Here is a 23435-nt window from a genome sequence, read left to right on the forward strand (position 1 = left end):
TTTAGGCTAAGTTGAAAAACTTTTCACTTTTAGAATTTTACCATAAGGGAACGTTATTGACCATAATTATTTGTGATAAGTTTTTGTATATCACAATTCTATGTTAGGTTTTAAAATCTCTTTATATGGGGGTAAAATGAGATAAATAAACTTATTCTACTAAAGAACATAAAAAAATTGCACCTCACATAATGTGGTGCAATTTTTAAAAATGACTACACTTCAGCGACAACTTCAATTTCGACAAGCGCATCTACTGGAAGTGCTGCTACTTGAAAAGCACTTCTAGCAGGGAAAACTCCTGTAAAATATGTCGCATAAATTTCATTTACTTTTTGAAAATCTTGTAAGTCTTTTAGAAACACGGTAACTTTTACGGCTTTATCTAGGCTTGATTCTGCTTCTTCTAGTACATTTGCAAGGTTTTGAAAAACTTGTTTCGTCTGACTCACAATGTCTTCTCGCAAATTTCCCGTTGATGGATCTATGCCAATTTGGCCCGAGGTAAAAATGAAACCATTTGTTTTTACAGCGTGCGAATAAGGACCAATTGCTTTAGGTGCTTTTTCACTATGCACTTTTTCTTTCATAAGCTCTCCCCCATTTTTTGTATTTCCACCATCTTAATCGAATTAAAATTATTTTTCAATAGATTCACTTAAACAGTTGATAGTAGCAACTGTTTTTCAAGTTGCAATTGATAGAGCTTGCGCCCAATTTGATGTTCTTCCGCAAGAAGCTGTTCGTGGCAAGTTACGATACAATGCTTGATTTGCTCTTCCAAATTTTGCAAGCTTCGATCGCGTAATTCGTTAATTACCTTCTTCAGCTCATTTATTTCGGTAAGTTCTTTCATTTCGGTACTTAATTGCACATCATAATCATTCGGATTTTTTAGAAGTAAAATAATTCTTTCTTGTTCCGCTCTGATGTGCAGTAAAGCTTTTTCAAGTTGCTCTTCTTTGTCTTGCAATTTAGCTATTTTTTCTCTATGCACAAAATCCAACCTCCTATGTTCTTCATTCACTCTTTTAGTCTATCACGAAAGCTAAAGAAAATCTGTGACATTTTCATGAACGTTCACATTGAAGATGTGCGAAATATACGCATTTTAAGTAAAAAAGTAGCAATCTGGTTCTGCGCCCCCGATTGCTACGAAAAGATTATTTGCTTATTTTGTTTGCTATAAGCTTAACAACTTCCATTAAAATAACAGAAAGAAGTGCTAAACCTGCTGCTACAACCCATTCACTCCAGCCGAAGCTCTCCGGAATAGAGAAAATTTCACGCGCACCCGGTAACACCGTAACGATGTAGAGGACAAAGCACGTTAAAACCGCTAATAATACATATTTATTGCTGAAAAATCCCGCCCCGAAAGCCGTCTGTGTATTTGAACGTGCTGCAAACGTTTGAAGCGTCCTTGCTAAAATTAAAGTTGTAAAAGCCATGGCAACACTCATTTCAGGACTATCTCCCAGCCCAATAAATTGCGAAATGATAACAGCCACCCCAATTAATGTCCCTCTTGTAACAACCGCACGCATAGTCCCACCTGCAAAAATGCCTTCATCAATGTTACGCGGCTTCCGTTTCATCACATCTGGCTCAGGTTTTTCCATTCCAAGCGCAATCGCTGGAAGTGAGTCATTGACCAAATTGATAAACAAGAGCTGTAGCGCGGTAAAAGGATTAATCCAGTCTACAATAAGCGCAAATAAAATGGCAATAATCGCGCCTAGATTCCCTGCAAACAAGTAGCCAATAGCTTTTTTAATATTGTCAAAAACAGTTCGCCCAACGCTTACCGCATCTACAATAGAGACAAAATTGTCATCGGTTAAAATCATCGCAGAAGCATCTTTTGCGACATCCGTTCCGCTTCCCATCGCCACACCAATATCCGCTTGTTTAAGTGCCGGCGCATCATTCACCCCGTCGCCAGTCATCGCGGTAATTTTGTTTTTCTTCTGCCAAGCTTTCACAATGCGGATTTTATTTTCCGGCGAAACGCGCGCATAAACCGCAATATGTTCCAGCTTTCCTTCCAATTCTTGCTCACTCATAGCATCGAGTTCTTGCCCGGTAACTGCAAAATCCGTTTCGTCCATTAAACCGATGTCACGCCCAATGGCTTGGGCAGTTGTTTTATGGTCACCAGTTATCATGACCGTGCGGATGCCTGCTTTTTTCGCTTCCTCAATCGAGCCATAAACCGCTTCACGTGGTGGATCAATCATCGCCGTTAAGCCGACTAACACGATGTCATACTCATCTTCAAGCGAAATGTCCACTTGTTCAGGCGCTAAACGCTTGTAGCCGTATGCTAGCACGCGTAAAGCTTGATTGGAAAATTCCTCATTAACATTTTGCAACTCCGTTAAAATTTCGTCCGTGATTTCAACTTCCTCGCCGTCTTTAAACACGTATTTTGCACGGCTAAACATCACATCCGGGCCACCTTTTGTAAGCATCGCTTTATGGTCGCCAAACGTGTGCACCGTTGACATTAATTTTCGGTCCGAATCAAACGGAATTTCTCCTTCGCGAATAAAGGCTTCGCGGATTTCATTGTAATTTTTATTTTTCTTATTGCTGAACGCAATTAAAGCGACTTCTGTCGGATCACCTAGTTCCATGCCCTCTTCATTGATATTTGAGTCATTACATAGAACGGCGATGTGAATAAGACGGCGCTCCCCTTCCGTCCAGTTTTCAGGCGAGTCAGGAAAGTTCTCTTTTGTGCCATCAGGTAAATAATAATCGACGACCGTCATTTTATTTTGCGTAAGCGTACCCGTTTTATCCGTACAAATCACACTGGTCGAACCTAGCGTCTCAACAGCAGGCAGCTTCCGAATAATCGCATGTTGCTTTGCCATTTTGTTCGTCCCAACCGCAAGCACAATCGTGACAATCGATGAAAGCGCCTCTGGAATGGCAGCAACTGCCACCGCTACCGCAAACATGAAGGCATTTAAAATCGCTTGCGTTAAATCGACGCCATCGCTTCCGCCAAAAAAGACGCGTGAAGCTTCTACAGCGAAGATCAGAATACAAAGCGCTAAAATCGCAAAACCTAGTTTTTTACTAAAACTTTCTAATTTTTGTTGAAGTGGTGTTTGTTTCGCTTCGGCCGTTTCTAGTAAACCGGCAATTTTTCCGATTTCGGTTTGCCCAGCTGTTCCTGTCACGACAAACAAACCACGTCCATATGTAACGAGTGAGCCGCTGAAAACCATATTAATACGGTCTCCTAAGCCGACTTCTTCCTCGATGACAGCAACTACTTTTTCAACGGTTTCTGATTCGCCCGTCAGCATGCCTTCATCGACTTTTAGCGTTCCGCTTTCAAGCAATCTGCCATCTGCTGGAACAAAATCCCCTGCATCTAGTAACACGATGTCGCCTGGGACCAATTCATTTGCGTGAATCGTCTGTTTTTCACCATCGCGAATAACTTTTGCTGAGGGGGCAGACATTTCACGCAGCGCATCAAGCGAGCTTTCCGCTTTTCTAGTTTGTACAACACTAATAATAGAATTGACAATTAAAACGACAAAAATAATGACAGATTCCATAATTTCGCCCAAAACAAGTTGGACTAATGCCGCCGCAACTAGCACGATGACCATCGGATCCTTAAACGTTTCTAAAAAAAGTTTCCAAAGTGGATCTTTTTCCTTCTGTTTCAATTCATTTAGCCCATATTTGGCTTGGCGTTCCAAAACGGAAGAATTTGTTAAGCCTTTGTCTGTTGCGTCTAGTGCTTTTAATGTTGCTTCCGTTGTTTCTCGGTAAAATTCCACAGGTAAAAACAGCTCCTTCCAAAATAACAATGCCTTTTAAGTATAACAGGACGACACGTAAACTTTATTACGATTTACAAAATCTTAACATTATTTACCCAAAATGTTAGGGTTTAAAGCATACAAGAAATGAAGAGGCGTGACAAAATGCGAAAACAAGCGACTCACTACGAACTAGTCAAGCGGCACCGCATTTGATACACTAAAAGAGGAGGTGCGCTATGAAAATTTTAGAAAAAATAAACCGTTATGTACCTATTTTTCTGCAAGCCATGCTGAATTTATGTCTAATTTTCGTTGGCTTAACGCTCGTCGCGTTTCTGATTAGCGAAGCATGGCTCATTTTCACCAATCTTTTTTCATCCCATTCAAGTTCTGCTTATTACGAAATAATGGAAGATGTTTTAGTTTTCTTCCTCTATTTTGAATTCATCGCGCTAATTATTAAATATTTTCAAACGGGCTACCATTTTCCACTGCGTTATTTTATTTACATTGGTATTACGGCGATTGTCCGCCTCATTATCGTTGATCACTCAGACGCTTTCGCGACGTTTATTTTAGCAGGTGCCATTTTGCTACTTGTTGGGGCGCTTTATCTCGCCAATACAAAATTATTAAAACGCGAATAAAACACTCATGTTTTGAACTAGGCGCCTAACTTGCAAAGCGTATACGTTAGGCGCCATTTAATTTATACATAGAAAGAAGCGTTGTACATGTCATTTATCCTTATTTTGCTGCCCGTATTCGGAATTTTCGCAATCGGTTTTATTGGGCAAAAGCTCCTTCATTTCGACATTCCAAATCTATCCAAATTGACACTTTATTTGATGTCGCCATTTTTAGCATTAGGTACCTTTTATAAAAATCCTATTACTATTGATTATGCCTATTTAGCAGTTTATATTTTTGTGCTTTGCCTCGCTTTAATTCTCATTGTCACAATTCTCTCAAAAATAATGGGCTATTCGGTACGCGACCGCTGTGCGCTTATTTTAGCTAGTGCCTTTATGAACAACGGAAATTACGGCACGCCTGTTGTGCTGCTTGTTTTTGGAGCTACTGGATTACATATTGCTGTTATTTTAATGGTTCTGCAACAGCTCGCCATGAGTACAATTGGGATTTATTATGCGGCGAAAGGAAGTGCTGACGTAAGCAGTTATAAAATCGTGCTAAAGCGCGTTGTGCGCATGCCGATTGCATACGGGGCGCTCATCGGTCTTTTTTTGCAGCTTGCTCATATTACGCTTCCAGACCCCCTTTTAACCTGTATCGATTTAGTAGGTAATGCGGCTATTCCAACGATTATGATTGTTCTTGGCATGCAGCTTGCGGTTATTTCGTTCCGCCGAATTGAGCTTTTAAAAGTTGGCTTTGCGCTTTCTATTCGCTTGCTACTTTCGCCTGTTATCGCTTTTCTTTTGACCTTATTCCTGCCTGTCGACACGATGACGAAGCAAATTATGATTTTGCTTGCGGCGATGCCAACTGCTGCGAATACAACGTTAATGGCTGTACAATTTGATACGAAACCTGATTTAGTTTCAAGCGCCACATTCATTAGTACCGTCCTAAGCATTGTCACACTGCCAATTGTGTTAGCTCTTATTCAATTTGTCGGATAATTTTTCGCACCACCCCGTCTGAGGTCGCTTCAATTGACGTGAAAATCTATCTCCCCTAAGATGAAGAAGTGGAGGTGATGGAATGGATATTTGGAACATTTCTAAAGTTGTGAGTTATGCTTTTGCCAATGTATCCGTAGTCGTATTTGCTTATTTTCTACTTGCACGTCTCATGAAATTCCAGTTTGAGGGAGCGCCCACATGGTCGATTCGCATTATTTCAAGCCTCTTCGGGGGCCTTTTTGGCTTTATCCTAATGAATTTCTCCATCATCGTCGAAGGTTCCAGAACACTAAACTTAATTTGGGTGTTCATTTTGCTAAACGCCTATTATTTCGGCGGCGTATCCGCATTTTTAACGTCGATGTTTACTTCTTTTGAACGCCTTCTTTTTGGGGAAAGCGAGATTGCCGTCATCTTCATGTTCGTCTACCTAGGCATAGGTATCGCCCAACTAATTGCGGCCCCTTTGATACGAAAGAAAACTAATTTCGTGCAGCTTTATATTATTTTTTCCATCACCATCGTTCCTTTAGTCGTGAGCGGACTGCTTATTGCGCCACAAATTAGTTTCCAAGTCATCATTGAAATTATGATTTATATTTTGCTCGGTGTTTTTACGTATTTCTACATCGTCACGGATCTTACAGCGCTCGGGAAGAAAATGAACTTTTTTGAACGCACATCAAAAATCGATTTTTTAACCAAAATTGAGAATCGCTATATGTTTACAACAAAATTGGAAAGCCTTTTTGGGCATAAAAAATTCTATTTATTTTTGCTGGATATTAATCATTTTAAGAAAATTAATGATGTGTATGGTCACGATATTGGTGACTTGGCGCTGAAGCTATTCGCGGAAAAGCTTGATGAACTTTATCCACGTCACGCCTACCGACTTGGCGGCGATGAATTCGCAGTAATCGTTGCGAGCGATGCCCTGTTTAATCCTGAAAACGTAACAAGACAGCTAAAAAAAGAGATGGCCACCATTCAAGTTGAACTGCCGAATGATGAGTTTATTCATTTTTCAACGTCTGTTGGCTACGTTAATTCTTTTGCGGCCGATTCTCTGGAAAAACTTTACCGGATTGCAGATAAAGCCTTGTATAAAGATAAAGCGAATAAATTTTGATATATACCAATCAAAACACACCCGAACCCAATTCATTGATATAAAATTGATTAAAAGATATAATAGCAACATTACGATGCATACCAATTTTGGGAGGTTGATGTTTTTGGAACCGGCTAATTTGAAATATTTACATTTACTGGCGAAAAGCTATCCAACAATTGCGAAAACGGCCACGGAAATCATTAATTTGGAAGCAATTTTAAATTTGCCAAAAGGGACGGAGCATTTTTTAAGTGATATTCACGGCGAATATAGCGCGTTTTTGCAAGTTTTACGAAATGGTTCTGGGGTCGTCAAACGGAAAATTCGCGATGTGTTTCCGGAACTTTCGGAGGAGGAAACTGGGCGGCTTGCGACACTTGTTTATTACCCAGAGCAGAAATTAGATTTGCTTTTAGCGGAACAGGAAGACCCTAATTTTTTCTACAAAGAAACGCTCTTTAAGTTAATTGAACTGTGTCAGTATGTGTCTTCCAAGTACACGCGGTCGAAGGTACGGAAGGCGATGCCGGCGGATTTTGCTTACATATTGGAGGAGCTGTTGCATGAAAATTATGACGGGGACGATAAGGAGCTTTATTATGCGGAAATTATTCAAAGCATCATTGCGTTAGACCGGGCGCGGGAATTTATTGTGGCGCTTTCCAAGCTGATTCAGCGGCTTGTTGTGGACCATTTGCATGTGGTCGGTGATGTTTATGACCGCGGACCTTATCCGGATAAAATTTTGGATGCGCTGATGGACTATCATTCGCTTGATTTCCAGTGGGGCAATCATGATATGCTCTGGATGGGGGCGGCGTCTGGTTCGGAGGTTTGCTTGGCCAATGTGGTGCGGATTTCAGCGCGTTATTTAAATTTGGATATTTTAGAGGATAGTTACGGGATTTCGCTTCGCCCGCTCGCTTTGTTTGCTGATGAAATTTATGGGACTGATTCTTGTACGGCTTTTCAGCCTAAAAACGAAGGCGAAAATGAGTTTAGTCACGCCGAGATTGCGCAAATTGCTAGAATGCACAAGGCCATTTCGATTATTCAGTTTAAACTTGAAGGACCGATTATCGCACGCCACCCTGAATTTGCGATGGAGTCTAGGCGGATTTTGGAGTTGATTGATTTTGACCGCGGGACGGTTCGCTTGAAAGGAAAGGAATATTCCCTTTTAGACAGCCATTTCCCGACAATTGATGCACAAAATCCTTACGCCCTGACGGAAGCGGAGCAAGACATCGTCCGGAAGCTTGTCGCCTCGTTTCGCAACTGTGAGCGTTTGCAAGAGCACGTGCAGTTTTTATACGCGAAAGGTAGCATGTTTCTGACTTACAACGGCAACCTGCTTTATCACGGCTGCATTCCGCTCGAAAAAGACGGTCGCTTCATGGCTCTTACTCTTAAGGGGAAAAAATACGCCGGAAAAGACTTGTTCGTCCAGTTTGAACATTTAGCGCGTGAAGCTTACTTTCTCCCTTTTCATCATAAAGAAAAAAAATATGCGTTAGATGTGGTTTGGTATTTGTGGACTGGGGCGGTTTCTTCTTTGTTTGGCAAAAGTGAAATGACAACGTTTGAGCGTTATTTTGTGGCGGATAAAGAAACGCATTTGGAAGAAAAAAATCCGTATTATAAGCAGCGGAATGACGAAGCGATTTGCAAACAAATTTTGCGTGAATTTGGGCTTGACGCGGATGCGGGGCACATTATTAACGGCCATACGCCGGTTAAGGAGGGTCGCGGCGAAAGTCCGATTAAAGCGAACGGCAAAATGATTGTGATCGACGGCGGATTTTCAAAAGCGTATCACAAAACAACTGGGCTTGCTGGTTATACACTTTTATACAATAGCTACGGTTTGCAACTTGTGCGCCATCAGCCATTTACGACAACTGAGGAGGCCATTCAAAAGGAAACAGATATTTTATCAACGCGGAAAGTCATTGAAACGGAAACGAAGCGAAAGCGTGTTTCAGATACGGATATTGGGAAAGATTTAAAGCAACAAGCAAATGATTTAAAATGTCTATTAGAAGCGTATCGCAAGGGGCATTTACACGAACGAGGTGCCTTTTAAATTTCGTCATAAAACTTTCACAATTTGAAAAACCTAATATTATCAATACTTAACGGACTTTTATACTGTAAAACCTAAAAATTTTAGGTGCATCTTTTGAAAAATCTATTATAATGATAAGAGTAGTTAGTCCTTTTTATAAAAAGATTATCTATTCATACATCCCTTTTTATCTAAAATACCCACAGATTTTAGATAAACAAAAACGCGTCTTTTTCCGGACGCGTTTTTTTTATTTGAAAAATCGTAACATAAAGGCTCGAATAAAATGGAAGTATGGGTACACGCTAATGAGGAGTGGTACATAAATCATTGCCATGCTCACATTCCAAATTGGTGCAAGTGAGAAGAATTGTCCTGCGAATAAGAACAGGCAAACGAATGCTGTCATCAAGAGTGTAATCAATACTTTAATTTTAAAATCAAATGGCTTCGCAACTGTAATTAATGTAGTGAAACATACAGCTCCGGTTAAAAGAACATTAATCGTCGAAGTTTGTTCAAATGTAAGGTGAACAAGTTGCCCGAGTAGCATGGTAACGATGATATACGTTACTACAGCAAATGCGGCTGGGAAAGCATTGTGCAAGACTTTCTTTAAAAATTCACCTTGAATACGTTTGTAATTCGGCTTAATCGCTAAGAAAAAGGACGGAATACCGACTGTTAGCGATGAAATCGGGCTAAGCTGAATGGGCTGAAACGGGTATTTACTGTTGACGAACGTGAAGATGATGGTCAAAATAACCGAATAAATCGTTTTAATTAAATAAAGCGATGCCACTCGTTCAATGTTATTAATCACTCGGCGCCCTTCTTTTAGCACGTGAATCATGGAATCAAAATTATTATCTAATAGCACAAAATCGGCGACACTCGTTGTTGCATCGCTACCTTCTGCCATCGCGATACTACAATTCGATTCTTTAAGGGCAAGCACATCATTTACTCCGTCACCCGTCATGGCTACCGTATGTCCTTCGCTTTGGAAAGCTAAGATAAGCTGTTTCTTCTGATGCGGCGTCACCCGGCCAAAAACCGTAAATTCCCGCACGAGCTCCGCGAAATCAGCCCCTTCGCCTACTCGGCTCATATCAATAAAGCGGTCGCCATTTTCAATTTCAGCTTGCATCGCAACGTTTGAAACGGTGACTGGATTATCACCTGAAATCACACGAATGGATACGCCCTGTTCTTTAAAATAACGAAACGTATCGCGCGCTTCATTCCGAAGTTCATCGGCAACTAAAACATGTCCAACAAGTTGCAAATCAGTAGGTTCCGCCTGGAAACTGCCTGCCTTTTTAGCCAAACATAAAACGCGGTATCCTTTTTCCGCAAAAGCTGTCACTTTTTCAGCGTGCTTCGGGTGCATCTCCCGAAAGACAAATTCTGGCGCTCCGATGATGTACGTGCCGCGATGGCCGAACGTAGCACCGCTCCATTTTCTATCGGAAGAAAACGGGATTTTCTCTGTGGCTTGCCAGCCCGGATTGTTTGGAAAAGCTTTTTGGAGTGCGAGGCTTGTCGCATTGTTATCGTTTAAAGCATATACAATTGCCGCGATGGCTTCATCCATTTCTGCTACCGTATAATTGTGTTCAGGTAAAACATCGGTAACATTTAGGTTTCCGTTTGTAATGGTCCCCGTTTTGTCGAGGCAAAGGACATCTACCCGCGCAAGCGTTTCAATGGCAGGCATTGTTTTCACTAAAACGCGATGCTTTGCCAAATTGATGACGCCAACTGCAAGCGCAATGGAAGTTAATAGGACGAGGCCTTCTGGAATCATGCCAATCATTGCGGCGGCGGTGCCTAAAATAGAGGCATTTATATCGCCACTTTTTGAGAGTTGTGAGAAAAACAAAATTAGTCCAAGCGGAATAATAATGAATGTTAAAATTTTGATGATGGTTTTAATCGAACGAAGCAACTCACTATAAACGGTTTTTTCTTGTTTCGCTTCCAGTGACAATTTGGAGATGAAGCTTTCCGCACCAATTGCCGTCGCCTGAACGTATGCGCGCCCGCTAATGATAAAGCTACCGGACATAATTTCATCGTTTTCGGTCTTTCGAACGGCATCGGCTTCGCCCGTAAGTTGCGATTCATCTACTTCAAGACCAGTTGTTTCAAGTACAATTCCGTCGGCGCAAACTTGGTCGCCTGCTGCTAGTACCATCACGTCGTCTTGCACTAAATCAGGCTGCTCAACGAGATTTTCCACGCCGCTACGCACAACTTTTACTTTGGCTTGCGTCAAAATCGTCAGTTTATCTACTTGCCTTTTAGCCCGAATTTCTTGAAAAATCCCCATCGCCGTATTGCAGAGCGCAACGCCTAGAAATAGGAGATTTTTATAACTGCCTGTGTAAATAATAAAGCACGCAATGGTCACATTGATTAAGTTAAAAAGCGTCAGTGTATTGTCAGCAAAAATGCGTTTAATACTTCTAGTCATCGGTTTTAAGGGATTATTTTTTCGTCCATCTAAAACACGCTCATTTACTTCATCTAGGGTTAACCCGGCGTGAGGATCTATTTTTCTATGGTTTATTTGCTCGTTTGTTTCCAAATCCGTCACATCCTTTCTCATCTTATACCCTTTTCTTCTTTAAAAATATCAGAAAGACGGCAATCTATCCATTTATTTTACTTACAAAATGTGACAATTTCGTAACTAAGACCCTTTTTTTAGGGTATATTTTAACTAATTCGAAACAGGAGATGAAAATATGAACCCAATTTATTTTAATCCATTCCCCGTTTTACTCACAGAGCGCTTTATTTTGCGGGCTTTAACAGATGCCGATATACAGCCACTTTTCGAGCTGAAGAGCAGTGCTATAGTCGCGAAATATACGGGCATTCCGCTCGATAAATCTTTGGAGGATACGAAAACTTTTATAAAAAAAATAAAAACGAATATTGCTCAAAATAAATCGGTTTATTGGGTGATTGAAGATAAAAAAACGCACACCTTTTTAGGGACGATTTGTTTGTGGAATATTAGTTTGGAAGAAGAATCGGCTGATGTCGGTTACGAACTTCTACCAGCATTTTGGAAGCAGAAAATCATGACCGAAGTTTTAACTGTTGTGATGGATTATGCTTTTAATATCATCCGCTTTAAACAATTATATGCGGTCACAAACCCGCATAACACCGCGAGCATTCGCCTTTTAGAACGCCTCGACTTTGTGCGAAACGACGACCTAAACGATTTCGACCTGAGCGAATCTGGCGAAAAAATCCCACTTGTCTTTTATATCGCAACAAAAAAAGACCGCTCATAGCGGTCTCTTTTTTATTATTCTCCTTGCTCCATTTTCGCCTTTTTACGCGCTTCTCTTGCTAGTCGTCTTGCTTCACGTTCAGGGTCGACTGGTGCCTCAGAACGAGCAGCTTCACGTGCAAGTTTCCTAGCCGCGCGTTCGTCCGCGCTTGATTCTTTCTTTACTTCGCCCTCTTTTTTGCCGAAAATTTTATCCGTATCTAGCCCCGCCATGTTTGCATAGCGCTTAAAGCGGCGCAGTGCATCTTCCTTCGTTGCATTCGAGATGGAAAGCGCTGTGTCTGGATTCGCCTTATAAAGCGCCGAAAATCGCGTTTCACGTTTTAAAAAGTCATAAAACTGATCGAAATCTGGTTTTTTAAAGTCCATCACCATCGGATTTTTTCCTTTTTCAACGAGCTCTGGATTGTAGCGATATAAATTCCAGTAGCCGCATGAAACCGCCATATCCGTTTCCGTTAGCATCGTTTTCATGCCCGCTGAAATCCCGTGAGTGATACAAGGCGTATATGCGATGATGAGCGATGGTCCATCAAATTGCTCTGCTTCAAGGAAAGCTTTGATAAGTTGCTTTTTGTTTGCCCCCATGGCCACTTGAGCCACATACACATTACCGTAACTCATCGCCATAAAACCGAGGTCCTTTTTCCCCATACGCTTTCCAGAACTAGCAAATTTCGCGAGCGCCGACATTGGTGTCGCCTTAGACGACTGCCCGCCCGTATTCGAGTAAACTTCGTTGTCCATCACGAGCATATTCACATTTTCGCCAGACGCAAGCACGTGATCGATACCACCAAAGCCGATATCATAAGCCCAGCCATCTCCGCCGACCATCCACTGCGATCTTTTTATGAATAAATCGCGTTTGGCGTAAAGCGACTCAAGCTCTCTTTGACCATTCATTTCTGCTAGAAGGGCCAGTTGTAGGTTTTCCGCGCGTTCTCGCGTCCCTTCGCTTTCATGCATGCCGTCCCGCCATTCTGTGAGCGCCAAACGGAGATTGTCCGAAAGCGTATCTTGTTTGAGGACTCCGAGAACGTCGTGCAAGAGCGCCTCCCGCATCGTCTTGTTCGCGAGATGCATACCAAATCCGTATTCCGCATTATCTTCAAGCAACGAATTTGCCCATGCGGGGCCGTGCCCGTCAGCGTTCACCGTGTACGGCGTCGCCGGTGCTGATGCCCCCCAAATGGATGAGCAGCCTGTCGCATTGGCAATCATCATACGGTCGCCAAACAATTGCGTCAGGAGCTTCACATAAGGCGTTTCACCACAACCCGCACATGCCCCTGAAAATTCAAGTAGCGGCTGTTCAAATTGGCTGCCTGGAAGCGTTTCTTTTTTGCCAGGGTTTTTCTTCGGTGAAACTGTCATCGCGAAGTCCCAATTGCCTGCTTCTTTTTCCGTCATTTCTTCAAATGGCTTCATAACAAGTGCCTTATCTTTCGCTGGGCAAGCGTGCGCGCACAAATTGCAGCCCGTGCAATCCATTGGCGACACTTGAATGCGGTAATTCAAACCGTCTTTGCCGCGCATTTCGCGTGTTAAAAATCCAGCCGGAGCCGCCTCTTTTTCCGCTTCATTCACAAGAACTGGGCGAATAGCCGCGTGCGGACAAACGAAGGCACATTCATTACACATCGTGCAGTTTTCTGAAACCCATTCGGGTACTTCAAGCGCCACACCGCGTTTCTCGTAAGCCGCCGTACCTTGCGGGTAGCTGCCGTCCACCATGCCGTTTGCAATCAGCGTACCGACCGACAGCGAATCACCTTCTAGACGGTTTACGGGCTCTAAAATGTGCTTCACATAAGCCGGTTTATCAGCATATCTAGGCGCAGGCTGTTCAGTTTCTGCTTTCCAAGAAGCAGGGATTTCTACTTTGGTTAAATGCGTAAGCGTGTCGTCCATGGCACAAATATTTTTTTCTGCAACCGCCATATCTTTTTTCCCGTAGGTGCGAATGGCCGATTCTTTCAGTTCGCTGAAAGCCACGTCAAATGGCAAGATGTTCGTCAGTTTAAAGAAGGCCGTTTGCATGACCGTATTCATACGACGTCCAAGCCCGGCATTCGCCGCGATTTTAATGGCATTTATCGTATAAAATTGGATATCATTTTCCGCCATGTAGCGCTTCATTTTGGCAGGTAAATGCCGCTCAAGTTGTTCGCCTTCCCAAACGGTATTTAATAAGAAGGTGCCGCCTGGTTTTAAGCCATCAAGTAAATCGTACTGGCTTACGTAAGACGCCGACGAGCAGGAAACAAAATTCGGCTTGGAAATTAAATATGCCGAACGAATTTTATTTTCGCCGAACCGAAGATGTGAGATGGTCAAGCCACCTGATTTTTTCGAGTCGTAGGAAAAATAGCCTTGCACGTTTAAATCCGTCTTATCACCAATGATTTTAATTGCCGCTTTATTCGCGCCAACCGTCCCATCAGAACCAAATCCGAAAAATTTACATTGGAACGTGTTTTCATTCGTCAAATCCTTCGTTCCAATTGCCGGCAGCGACAAATGCGTCACATCATCGAAAATCCCAATTGTGAACCGTGGTTTTGGTGCCTCACTTTTTAGGTGCGAATAAACGCCCAGTATCTGGTCTGGGGTAACATCTTTTGAACCTAAACCGTAACGCCCACCAATGACGAGCGGCCGAGCTTTCGCATCGTAAAGCGCGCTTTGAACGTCTAGTAACAACGGCTCACCAGAAGCGCCTGGCTCCTTCGTTCTATCAAGCACTGCGACACGTTCGACTGTTTTTGGCATTTTTTCTAAAAAAACATCCGCTGGAAATGGTCGATACAGCCGAATATTTAGCAGTCCGACTTTCTTCCCTTCCCGCATGAGCTGATCGATAACTTGTTCCACAACTGGTGTTACAGAGCCCATCGAAACGATAACGTCCGTCGCTTCTTCGTCTCCGTAATAATTGACCAAATCATAATTCGTTCCACGTAGCGCGTTAATTTCGTTCATATAATCACGTACGATTGTAGGAATTTTCTCGTAATACTGATTGACGGTTTCACGTTGCTGGAAGAAAATATCTGGGTTTTGGTTGGATCCAGACGTTGTAGGACGATTGGGTGACATTGCTCGTTCGCGAAATTCGGCGAGGGAACTTTCGTCCAAAAGTGCTTTTAGTTCTTCGTATTCGAGCACTTCGATTTTTTGTAGTTCGTGGCTCGTTCTGAAGCCGTCGAAAAAGTTCATAAATGGCAGGCGACCTTTTAATGTGGCGAGGTGCGCGACTGCTGATAAGTCCATGACTTCCTGCACGGAGCCTTCTGCGAGCATTGCAAAGCCGGTTTGTCTGGCCGCCATGACATCGCTATGGTCCCCGAAAATGTTCAGCGATGCAGCGGAAATCGTTCGCGCGGAAACATGGAAGACAGTTGGCAGTAATTCACCAGCTATTTTATACATGTTTGGAATCATCAGTAAAAGCCCTTGCGAAGCCGTATACGTACTAGTTAAAGCTCCGGCGCGTAATGAGCCGTGAACGGTTCCGGCCGCTCCTGCTTCTGATTGCATTTCAACTACTTTTACTTTTTCCCCAAATAAGTTTTGCTTACCAGCAGATGACCACTCGTCTACGAGCTCTGCCATTGTTGAGCTTGGCGTGATTGGATAGATTGCGGCAACTTCAGTAAACGCATAGGAAACATAGGCCGCAGCTGTGTTTCCGTCCATTGTTTTTTGTTTTCGCATGATTGCACTTCCAGTCTCTAATTTTTTGTTCAAACTTTATCATATCATTGTACACCAGTTTAGCCCAAGGCTCAATTGGCATTTTTTCCTGTTTTTAAAATGAATAGCTAAAAAAGAGCAAACTTAAATTTCGTAGTTTGCTCTTTTTTATTTTAACGTATCCCCATTGTATATGTTATGACTTGAGCCAAAGATTGGCTAACAATATTTTGGAATAACTCAGATAAAAAGACCGTTTTATTATTTTTCACAACAGCAACAAATTCTTTTTCATTTTGTTGGTTTGCTGCTTTTAAAGCTTCCAGACTAGCCTTTTTAACTTCTGAATCAATTTTAATTGCCTCAATCACTTTTTTTAATTCCGCTTGAATCTCTTTCCAATTATAACTTGTCTCTTTATTTATAGTATTTGAAGTTCTATTGTCATTTCCACTTATCGCACCTTGAATTGTACTTCCATGTGTATCTTTCACATTAATAGATGAATCATTGAAACTATTTTTATTGTGCGAATTTATATTTGCATGTTTACTCGTTATAGAATATTTATCTCCATTTTCAATAGTCTGCTTCTCAATATTGATATCGTAATAAGCATTATTATTATTAAAAGCAAATTCAACTGCATCTCGCACTTGCTCTAAAAATTCTCGGCTATTAAAGTGGATTTGATAAACCTGTCCTGAATTCAAGTATAAAGTTAGGTACTGCTTGCTACTTGTATAATTATTATATATAGTCCAAACATAAAAAGCTGAAATACCCGTTAGAATAACGCCTACGATAGGAACTGTAAAAAGTAAAATTAATGAAATGAGTATAAAGATAATCATAACAATAGGTATTTTAAACTTCTTCTTTCCCGAAAACAAATAAGAAATGTTGCTTAGTTGAATTGATATATCTGTAAACCTAAGCAAATTTTCTTTAATTAACATCTCTTCTGTAACAACCTCATTTACATTCGAATCTAACAAACCAGCTATATTATTTTTCATTTTACCCTCTCCCTTTTCTATTTACTTTTATTATACCAAACAGAAATAAGTATAATTTCGACATTTTTGTGAATAATTCTAGATATTTCAATTAAGTAGTGAGTTTTTGTGTATATTTTCGACACTTTATTGAACTCTTGGCAAACCAAAAAACGACCCGCATATAAATAGCAGGTCGTTCGTCATGTTTATTTTTCTTCCAAAAACTCTTGAATTAATTCGTATGTTTCTTCTGCCGCAGCAGTTTCCGTGTTCATGAAATCATGCGGAACTTTTTCAAGACGTTTGGCGAAAACTGGTACGCCAGCGTCTTTTAATTTTTTGGCGTAAGCCTCACCTTGGTCACGAAGCGGGTCGTACTCCGCCGTCACGAGGAATGTTTTCGGCAAGCCGCTTAAATCTTTGCTACGAATTGGCGCTACAAGCGGATCATATTTCCGGTCAGTCGCATTCCGTAAGTATAGTTTAAAATACTTGTCGAGCGATTCTTTCGTAAGTACATACCCCTCACTAAATTCATCCATCGATGGGTATAAAACAGAAGCATCACGACTAAAGATATCCGTAGCCGGATAAAGTAAAATTTGCTTGCTGATTTCTGGCTGTCCTTTCGCTTTAGCAAGCTGGGCTACAACTGCCGCAATGTTTGCGCCTGTGCTATCGCCGGCCACAATGAGTTGCCCTGTTTTGTTTCGCAAGCTCGTCTTATGGCTAGCCGCCCAAAGAAGTGTCGCGTAAGCATCTTCAATAGCTGCTGGGAAAGGATTTTCTGGTGCCAAACGATAATCTACCGATACAACACGTGCGCCTGTTTTTTGAACAAGTTTACGAGCTATTGTATCGTGCGTTTGGAGACCGCCGGTAATAAATCCACCACCGTGGAAATAAATGATAATATCGTATGGACCTTCTTCTTGTGGCGTATAAATTCGCAGTGGAATTTTCCCACCTGGTCCATCAATTTTTTTATCTTCCGTGTCGCCAATTTCAATTTGTTTGGCTGCTGGAATCGCTTTTTCAGCAAGACGAATGTATTTATAACGAGAATCCACATCAGAAAGTGGCGCCTTCTTTTTCACGTAATCTTGCGCAGCTTCTTCTAAATTATCCAAAACTTTTGGATCGTAATCGCGTTTCCCAACTGCTTTTTTATAGATAAATAAAACAGCAAGAAGCGGTAATAAAATAATGCCGAAAGCAAGGATGCCTATCCATTTCAACGTATTTTTCAATTGCGCTCATCTCCTAATCAGTAATTTACTTTCTAAGTATATCAGGTTTATTTCAGTTAACCAATTATAACGCAACGTGGATTTTTAAACACCCAAGTGAATAAAAATTAATTTTTTGTTGTAAAAATACATAATCAGTGATAATATATATTAAATAAAATGTATATTTATAAATAAAGGGGCTGTTAAAATGGTGAAGGAAAAAATTATTTTGGCTTATTCTGGTGGTTTGGACACTTCTGTAGCAATCAAGTGGCTCGTTCATTCAAATTATGATGTCATTGCTTGCTGTCTAGACGTTGGGGAAGGGAAAAACCTCGATTTTATTAAAGAAAAAGCTTTAGAAGTTGGGGCTTCTGCCTCTTACACGGTGGACGCAAAAGATGAGTTTGCGAAAGAATTTGCGTTGGTGGCGCTTCAAGCCCATGCCTACTACGAAGGGGAATACCCGCTTGTTTCGGCACTTTCAAGACCTTTAATCGCGAAAAAACTTGTTGAAATCGCCGAAAAAGAAGGGGCTTCTGCCATCGCGCATGGCTGTACGGGGAAAGGCAATGACCAAGTCCGTTTTGAAGTCGCAATCCATGCCCTAGCCCCGCATTTAAAAGTCGTTGCGCCCGTTCGTGACTGGAAATGGTCGCGCGAAGAAGAAATTGCCTATGCAAAAGAAAACGGGATTCCGATTCCAATTGACTTAGACAACCCGTTTTCTGTTGATCAAAATTTATGGGGCAGAAGCAATGAATGCGGTGTCTTAGAAAACCCGTGGACAGCCCCACCTGAAGCAGCATATGACCTAACTGCCTCACTTGAAAACGCGCCCGATGCGCCGGAATTCATTGAGATTGCGTTTAAATCTGGCGTGCCAATCGCGCTAAACGATGAAGAAATGGGGCTCGCGGATTTAATTCTTGCGCTGAACCAAATTGCCGGCAAGCACGGAATCGGACGCATCGATCACATCGAAAATCGCTTAGTCGGCATTAAATCACGCGAAGTGTATGAATGCCCTGGTGCCGTGACGCTAATCACCGCTCATAAAGCGCTTGAAGACTTGACTTTCGTTCGCGAAATGGCGCATTTCAAACCGCTTATTGAGCAAAAAATCAGCGAAACCATTTATAACGGGCTTTGGTATTCGCCGCTCACAGAGGCACTTATCAGCTTCCTAAAAACGACACAGCAGTATGTAAACGGCGTTATCCGCCTAAAACTTTACAAAGGGCATGCCATTGTAGAAGGAAGAAAGTCACCTAATTCCCTTTATGATGAAAACTTGGCCACGTATACCTCGGCAGATACTTTTGATCAGGAGGCTGCAGTTGGTTTTATTAAGCTGTTCGGTCTGCCAACTAAAGTGAACGCAGAAGTGAATGCACAAAAAACCGCGATAAGCGAGGTGTGACGAATGGAAAAACTTTGGGGCGGCCGCTTTGAAGGCGTGAGCGAAGACTGGATTGATGCGTTTGGTGCATCGATTTCGTTCGACCAAAAACTCGCGGACGAGGATATTACAGGTAGCTTGGCGCATGTAAAGATGCTTGGTAAGACTGGGATTTTGCCAGCAGACGACGCCAAATTGATTATTTCTGGTTTGGAGTCAATGCGACATAAATTGCAGCAAGGAAAACTTCAGTTTACAACGCAAAATGAAGATATCCATTTAAATTTGGAAAAATTACTGCACGATGAAATTGGTGCGACAGCAGGCAAGCTGCACACGGCGAGAAGTCGCAACGATCAAGTGGCAACGGATATGCACTTGTACTTAAAACGCGCGGTAAACGACATTTTAAAGGCGCTTAAACATTTAAAACTCGTGTTAATCCAAAAAGCAGAGGCGCATGTGGAGACGATTATGCCCGGCTATACGCATTTGCAGCACGCGCAGCCGATTTCGTTCGCCCATCACTTGCTCGCCTATCATGATATGTTTTCGCGTGACACGGAGCGCTTTCAAGAAAATCTAACGCGCATCGACTATTCACCGCTCGGAGCCGCCGCGCTTGCTGGCACAACTTTTCCAATTGATCGCCAATACAGCGCAGAGCTACTGGAATTTGAGAACGTCTATGAAAACAGTTTGGATGCCGTAAGCGACCGCGATTACATTATCGAATTTTTAAGCCATTCGGCAATTTTAATGATGCATCTCTCGCGTTTTTGCGAAGAGCTTATTTTATGGACGAGCCACGAGTTTCAATTTGTCACACTAACCGATGCTTTTTCAACCGGCAGTTCTATCATGCCTCAAAAGAAAAACCCCGACATGGCAGAGCTTATTCGGGGGAAAACGGGACGAGTCTACGGGAATTTATTTTCGCTTCTTACAGTCATGAAAAGCCTCCCTCTCGCCTATAATAAAGACCTCCAAGAAGACAAAGAAGGCATGTTTGATACAGTGGAAACGGTGACGAACAGTTTAGCCATCTTCGCCGGAATGATTGATACGATGAGCGTAAACGAAAAAGGCATGCAAACAGCGACCGAAAAAGATTTCTCAAACGCGACCGAACTCGCCGATTATTTAGCTAAAAAAGGCGTGCCTTTCAGAGAAGCGCATGAAATCGTTGGAAAACTCGTTTTAGACTGCACGAAAAAAGGAATTTTCCTGCAAGATATCTCACTCGCAGATTACAAGGCCGTCTCGCCTCTTATTGAAGCGGATATATATGAAAGTCTAGCCTCGAAAACGGCTGTAGAAAAACGCACCTCTTACGGCGGAACTGGTTTCGATTCGGTGCGACAAGCGATAGAACGAGCGAAAGAAAAATAATAACGAATAGCGAGTCTCGGACATATAAAAAAACAAGCATAAATTTCGTTTTAAAAATCATATAACTTGCCTTAGAGTCCACTCCAACATTTATACTAAGAATGTAAAAATGGAGGAGGAATATAACATGAAAAACATCCAACTAAACAACGGGATTGAAATCCCAATTTTAGGATTTGGTGTATATCAAATTCCAAAAGAAGAAACTGCCGAAGCCGTTAAAAACGCAATTAAAGCTGGCTACAGACATATCGACACAGCGCAAAGTTATCTAAACGAACAAGAAGTTGGTCAAGGAATTGCCGCTTCTGGAATCCCTCGTGAAGAATTATTTGTGACAACAAAAATTTGGGTTCATAATGTTAGTTATGACGGTGTTATGAAATCCTACCAAGAATCGTTAGAGCGTCTGAGCCTTAATTACGTTGATTTATTACTCATTCATCAACCTTATAACGATATTTACGGCGCTTGGCGGGCAATGGAAGAATTACAGAAAAACGGTCAAGTAAAAGCGATTGGAGTTTCTAATTTTGCAGTAGAACGCGCCGTCGATTTAGCTGAATTCAATGCGGTCACACCTCAAGTCAATCAAATTGAAATTAACCCTTTCCAGCAGCAAACAAAAAACATTCATGCCCTCCAAGAAGAAGGAATTGCCGCCGAAGCATGGGCACCCTTTGCTGAAGGTAAAAATGATATTTTCAATCATCCCGTTTTAACAAAAATTGGGGGAAAATACGGAAAAAGCACCGCGCAAATTATTGTCCGCTGGCTAGTCGAACAAGATATCATTGTGCTAGCTAAATCAGTAAAATTAGAACGTATGATGGAAAATATCGATGTGTTTGATTTCTCACTAACGGAGGAAGATAAAGAAGCCATTGCAACAATGAACATCGGTGAAAGCCAATTTTTCTCACATGCAGATCCATCTATGATTAAATGGATGGCGACACGAGAAATTGAAGGTATTTAATAGCAGAAATGAGGATTCGTAAATGAAAACTGTATATTTAATGCGTCACGGTCAAACACTTTTTAATGCACAGCATAAAATTCAAGGTTTTTGCGACTCCCCGCTAACACCAATAGGTATTAAACAAGCAAAAATAGCGCGTACCCATATAGAACGTAATAATATTATTTTGGATGAGGCTTATTCTTCAACGTCTGAAAGAGCCTGTGATACCCTTGAACTACTGACAGACATCCCTTATAAGCGTGTAAAAGGTTTACGTGAATGGAATTTTGGAACTTACGAAGGAGAGGGCGAACATTTAAATCCACCTCTTCCCTATCAAGATTTTTTCATCCAGTTTGGCGGTGAATCACAAATAGAAGTAGAAGAAAGAATCACAAAGACCATTACAGACATCACAAAAAACAGCCGCGAAAGCAACATTTTAATCGTCTCACACGGCGCCGCAATAGCCAACTTTTATCGTCACTGGGAACATACCAGCCCCGTTAAAAAGAAAGCCAAAATACAAAACTGCTCTTTGTTCAAATACCAGTATCACCAAAATCAATTTATTTTAGAAGAGATTATTGAACATGATTTCACTTCCATATAAAAGAAGAGAGCCACGGGGCTCTCTTCAGCTTGTAGAAGAGCTTTAAATTCACACCAAACAAAACGTACCACGCAAAATCAGAGTGATGACAAATGGTGAGATTCTAGGCAAAACCGAGTACCGCACCGGAACGTACTCGAGTACGTGAGGAGCGGAACGGAGGTTTTAACGACGAAGATCGCCGTTTGTCATCACTCTGAAGAGAGCCTCCTCTGGCTCTCTTCTTTTATTCAACCACCAAATTCCCCGCAACACGTTTTGCCTCGCGCATCATATCTTGAATGACTTCCGCGCACGGTTTAATATCCGTTATCATACCCGTAATTTGACCGGCCATGATAGAACCATTTTCTGTGTCGCCTTCTAAAACCGCTTTTCTTAGCGAGCCAAGCGTCAATGCTTCTAGGGCATCGCGGTCGACATTTTCTTCTTCCAAACGCAAGTATTCTTTAATCATTTTGTTTTTAATCGAACGCACAGGCGCGCCCGCTTTTCTACCCGTGACCGTCGTATCGCGATCACTTGCCTTTAACATCGCAGCTTTGAAGTTAGGGTGTACAGGGCATTCATCTGTGGCTAAAAAGCGGGTCCCAACCTGAACGCCTTCTGCGCCAAGCGCAAAACAAGCCGCAATTCCCCGCCCGTCTGCAACGCCACCAGCCCCGACAACGGGGATATCGACAGCATCTACAATTTGCGGTAACAAGGCCATCGTCGTCGTTTCGCCGACATGCCCACCAGCTTCCGTGCCTTCCGCAATAATCGCATCCGCCCCAAGCTTCGCCATCCTTTTAGCAATCATGACAGACGGCACAACTGGCATGACGATTATGCCTGCTTCCTTCCAAATCGGCATGAAACTTTTTGGTGTGCCAGCGCCTGTTGTAATTATTTTAACGTCCTCTTCAATTAAGACGTCCGTAAGTTCCTGAATATTTTCCATCATTAGCATTAAATTAACGCCAAATGGCTTATCCGTGAGCGCCTTCGTTTTCTGAATTTCAACCCGCAAATCATCCGCGCTCATTCCGCCAGACGCAATGATGCCAAGCCCGCCGGCGTTTGATACGGCAGAAACTAGGGGTGCCTTCGCAATTTGCGCCATCGCACCTTGAATGATGGGGTATTTAATTCCCAGTAAAGTTGTAATTGACATAGTAATCCTCCAAATGTGTGTTTGCTCACATTATA

General features: G+C 42.0%; 17 protein-coding genes. 9 read left to right on the top strand and 8 right to left on the bottom strand.

What is annotated here, in order from left to right; genetic code table 11:
* Positions 1-215: 215 nt before the first annotated feature.
* From CFT42_RS03270 to CFT42_RS03280, 3 genes are all read right to left on the bottom strand, one after another.
* Complete coding sequence (locus CFT42_RS03270; protein WP_088815362.1) at positions 216-590, bottom strand: RidA family protein; 375 nt, start codon at positions 588-590, stop codon at positions 216-218.
* A gap of 68 nt (positions 591-658) precedes the next feature.
* Complete coding sequence (locus tag CFT42_RS03275) at positions 659-997, bottom strand: hypothetical protein (RefSeq protein WP_088809213.1); 339 nt, start codon at positions 995-997, stop codon at positions 659-661.
* A gap of 166 nt (positions 998-1163) precedes the next feature.
* Positions 1164-3809, bottom strand: coding sequence for a cation-translocating P-type ATPase (locus CFT42_RS03280; protein ID WP_088815363.1), 2646 nt, complete (start codon positions 3807-3809; stop codon positions 1164-1166).
* Between the two features lie 221 nt (positions 3810-4030).
* Between CFT42_RS03280 and psiE the strand changes: the two genes are divergently transcribed.
* From psiE to CFT42_RS03300, 4 genes are all read left to right on the top strand, one after another.
* Entirely contained in the window at positions 4031-4441 is a 411-nt protein-coding gene (gene psiE / locus CFT42_RS03285; protein ID WP_088809214.1) for a phosphate-starvation-inducible protein PsiE, read from the top strand.
* A gap of 87 nt (positions 4442-4528) precedes the next feature.
* Entirely contained in the window at positions 4529-5440 is a 912-nt protein-coding gene (locus CFT42_RS03290; protein WP_088815364.1) for an AEC family transporter, read from the top strand.
* Positions 5441-5522: 82 nt separating this feature from the next.
* Positions 5523-6575: a GGDEF domain-containing protein gene (locus CFT42_RS03295; protein ID WP_088809216.1), complete on the top strand. Its 1053-nt coding sequence runs from the start codon at positions 5523-5525 to the stop codon at positions 6573-6575.
* 106 nt (positions 6576-6681) lie between these two features.
* On the top strand, positions 6682-8646 hold the full coding sequence (locus tag CFT42_RS03300; protein ID WP_088815365.1) for a fructose-1,6-bisphosphatase: 1965 nt from the start codon (positions 6682-6684) through the stop codon (positions 8644-8646).
* Between the two features lie 232 nt (positions 8647-8878).
* Here CFT42_RS03300 and CFT42_RS03305 read toward each other — a convergent pair whose 3' ends face one another.
* Positions 8879-11242: a cation-translocating P-type ATPase gene (locus CFT42_RS03305; RefSeq protein ID WP_088809217.1), complete on the bottom strand. Its 2364-nt coding sequence runs from the start codon at positions 11240-11242 to the stop codon at positions 8879-8881.
* 139 nt (positions 11243-11381) lie between these two features.
* Between CFT42_RS03305 and CFT42_RS03310 the strand changes: the two genes are divergently transcribed.
* Entirely contained in the window at positions 11382-11942 is a 561-nt protein-coding gene (locus CFT42_RS03310) for a GNAT family N-acetyltransferase (RefSeq protein ID WP_088815366.1), read from the top strand.
* A gap of 14 nt (positions 11943-11956) precedes the next feature.
* Here CFT42_RS03310 and nifJ read toward each other — a convergent pair whose 3' ends face one another.
* The 3 genes from nifJ to CFT42_RS03325 all read right to left on the bottom strand — a co-directional run bounded on the left by nifJ (position 11957) and on the right by CFT42_RS03325 (position 17891).
* Positions 11957-15661, bottom strand: coding sequence for a pyruvate:ferredoxin (flavodoxin) oxidoreductase (nifJ, locus tag CFT42_RS03315; protein ID WP_088815367.1), 3705 nt, complete (start codon positions 15659-15661; stop codon positions 11957-11959).
* Between the two features lie 152 nt (positions 15662-15813).
* Entirely contained in the window at positions 15814-16659 is an 846-nt protein-coding gene (locus tag CFT42_RS03320; RefSeq protein WP_088815368.1) for a hypothetical protein, read from the bottom strand.
* 188 nt (positions 16660-16847) lie between these two features.
* Positions 16848-17891: an alpha/beta hydrolase gene (locus tag CFT42_RS03325; RefSeq protein ID WP_088815369.1), complete on the bottom strand. Its 1044-nt coding sequence runs from the start codon at positions 17889-17891 to the stop codon at positions 16848-16850.
* 190 nt (positions 17892-18081) lie between these two features.
* On the opposite strand from CFT42_RS03325, the gene CFT42_RS03330 reads away from it, so the two are divergent.
* From CFT42_RS03330 to CFT42_RS03345, 4 genes are all read left to right on the top strand, one after another.
* Complete coding sequence (locus tag CFT42_RS03330; protein ID WP_088809222.1) at positions 18082-19296, top strand: argininosuccinate synthase; 1215 nt, start codon at positions 18082-18084, stop codon at positions 19294-19296.
* A 3-nt stretch (positions 19297-19299) separates the two neighbouring features.
* Complete coding sequence (gene argH, locus CFT42_RS03335) at positions 19300-20667, top strand: argininosuccinate lyase (RefSeq protein ID WP_088815370.1); 1368 nt, start codon at positions 19300-19302, stop codon at positions 20665-20667.
* 127 nt (positions 20668-20794) lie between these two features.
* Positions 20795-21646, top strand: coding sequence for an aldo/keto reductase (locus CFT42_RS03340; RefSeq protein WP_088809224.1), 852 nt, complete (start codon positions 20795-20797; stop codon positions 21644-21646).
* Between the two features lie 22 nt (positions 21647-21668).
* The gene (locus CFT42_RS03345; protein ID WP_088815371.1) at positions 21669-22244 is read left to right on the top strand and encodes a histidine phosphatase family protein; all 576 of its coding nucleotides are present in this window, start codon (positions 21669-21671) and stop codon (positions 22242-22244) included.
* 226 nt (positions 22245-22470) lie between these two features.
* Here the strand turns inward: CFT42_RS03345 and CFT42_RS03350 are convergent, their stop codons facing one another.
* Positions 22471-23400, bottom strand: a complete 930-nt coding sequence (locus tag CFT42_RS03350; RefSeq protein ID WP_088809226.1) for a nitronate monooxygenase — start codon at positions 23398-23400, stop codon at positions 22471-22473.
* Positions 23401-23435: the final 35 nt, after the last annotated feature.

This window comes from Listeria goaensis (assembly GCF_900186125.1).
Taxonomy (GTDB): domain Bacteria; phylum Bacillota; class Bacilli; order Lactobacillales; family Listeriaceae; genus Listeria; species Listeria goaensis.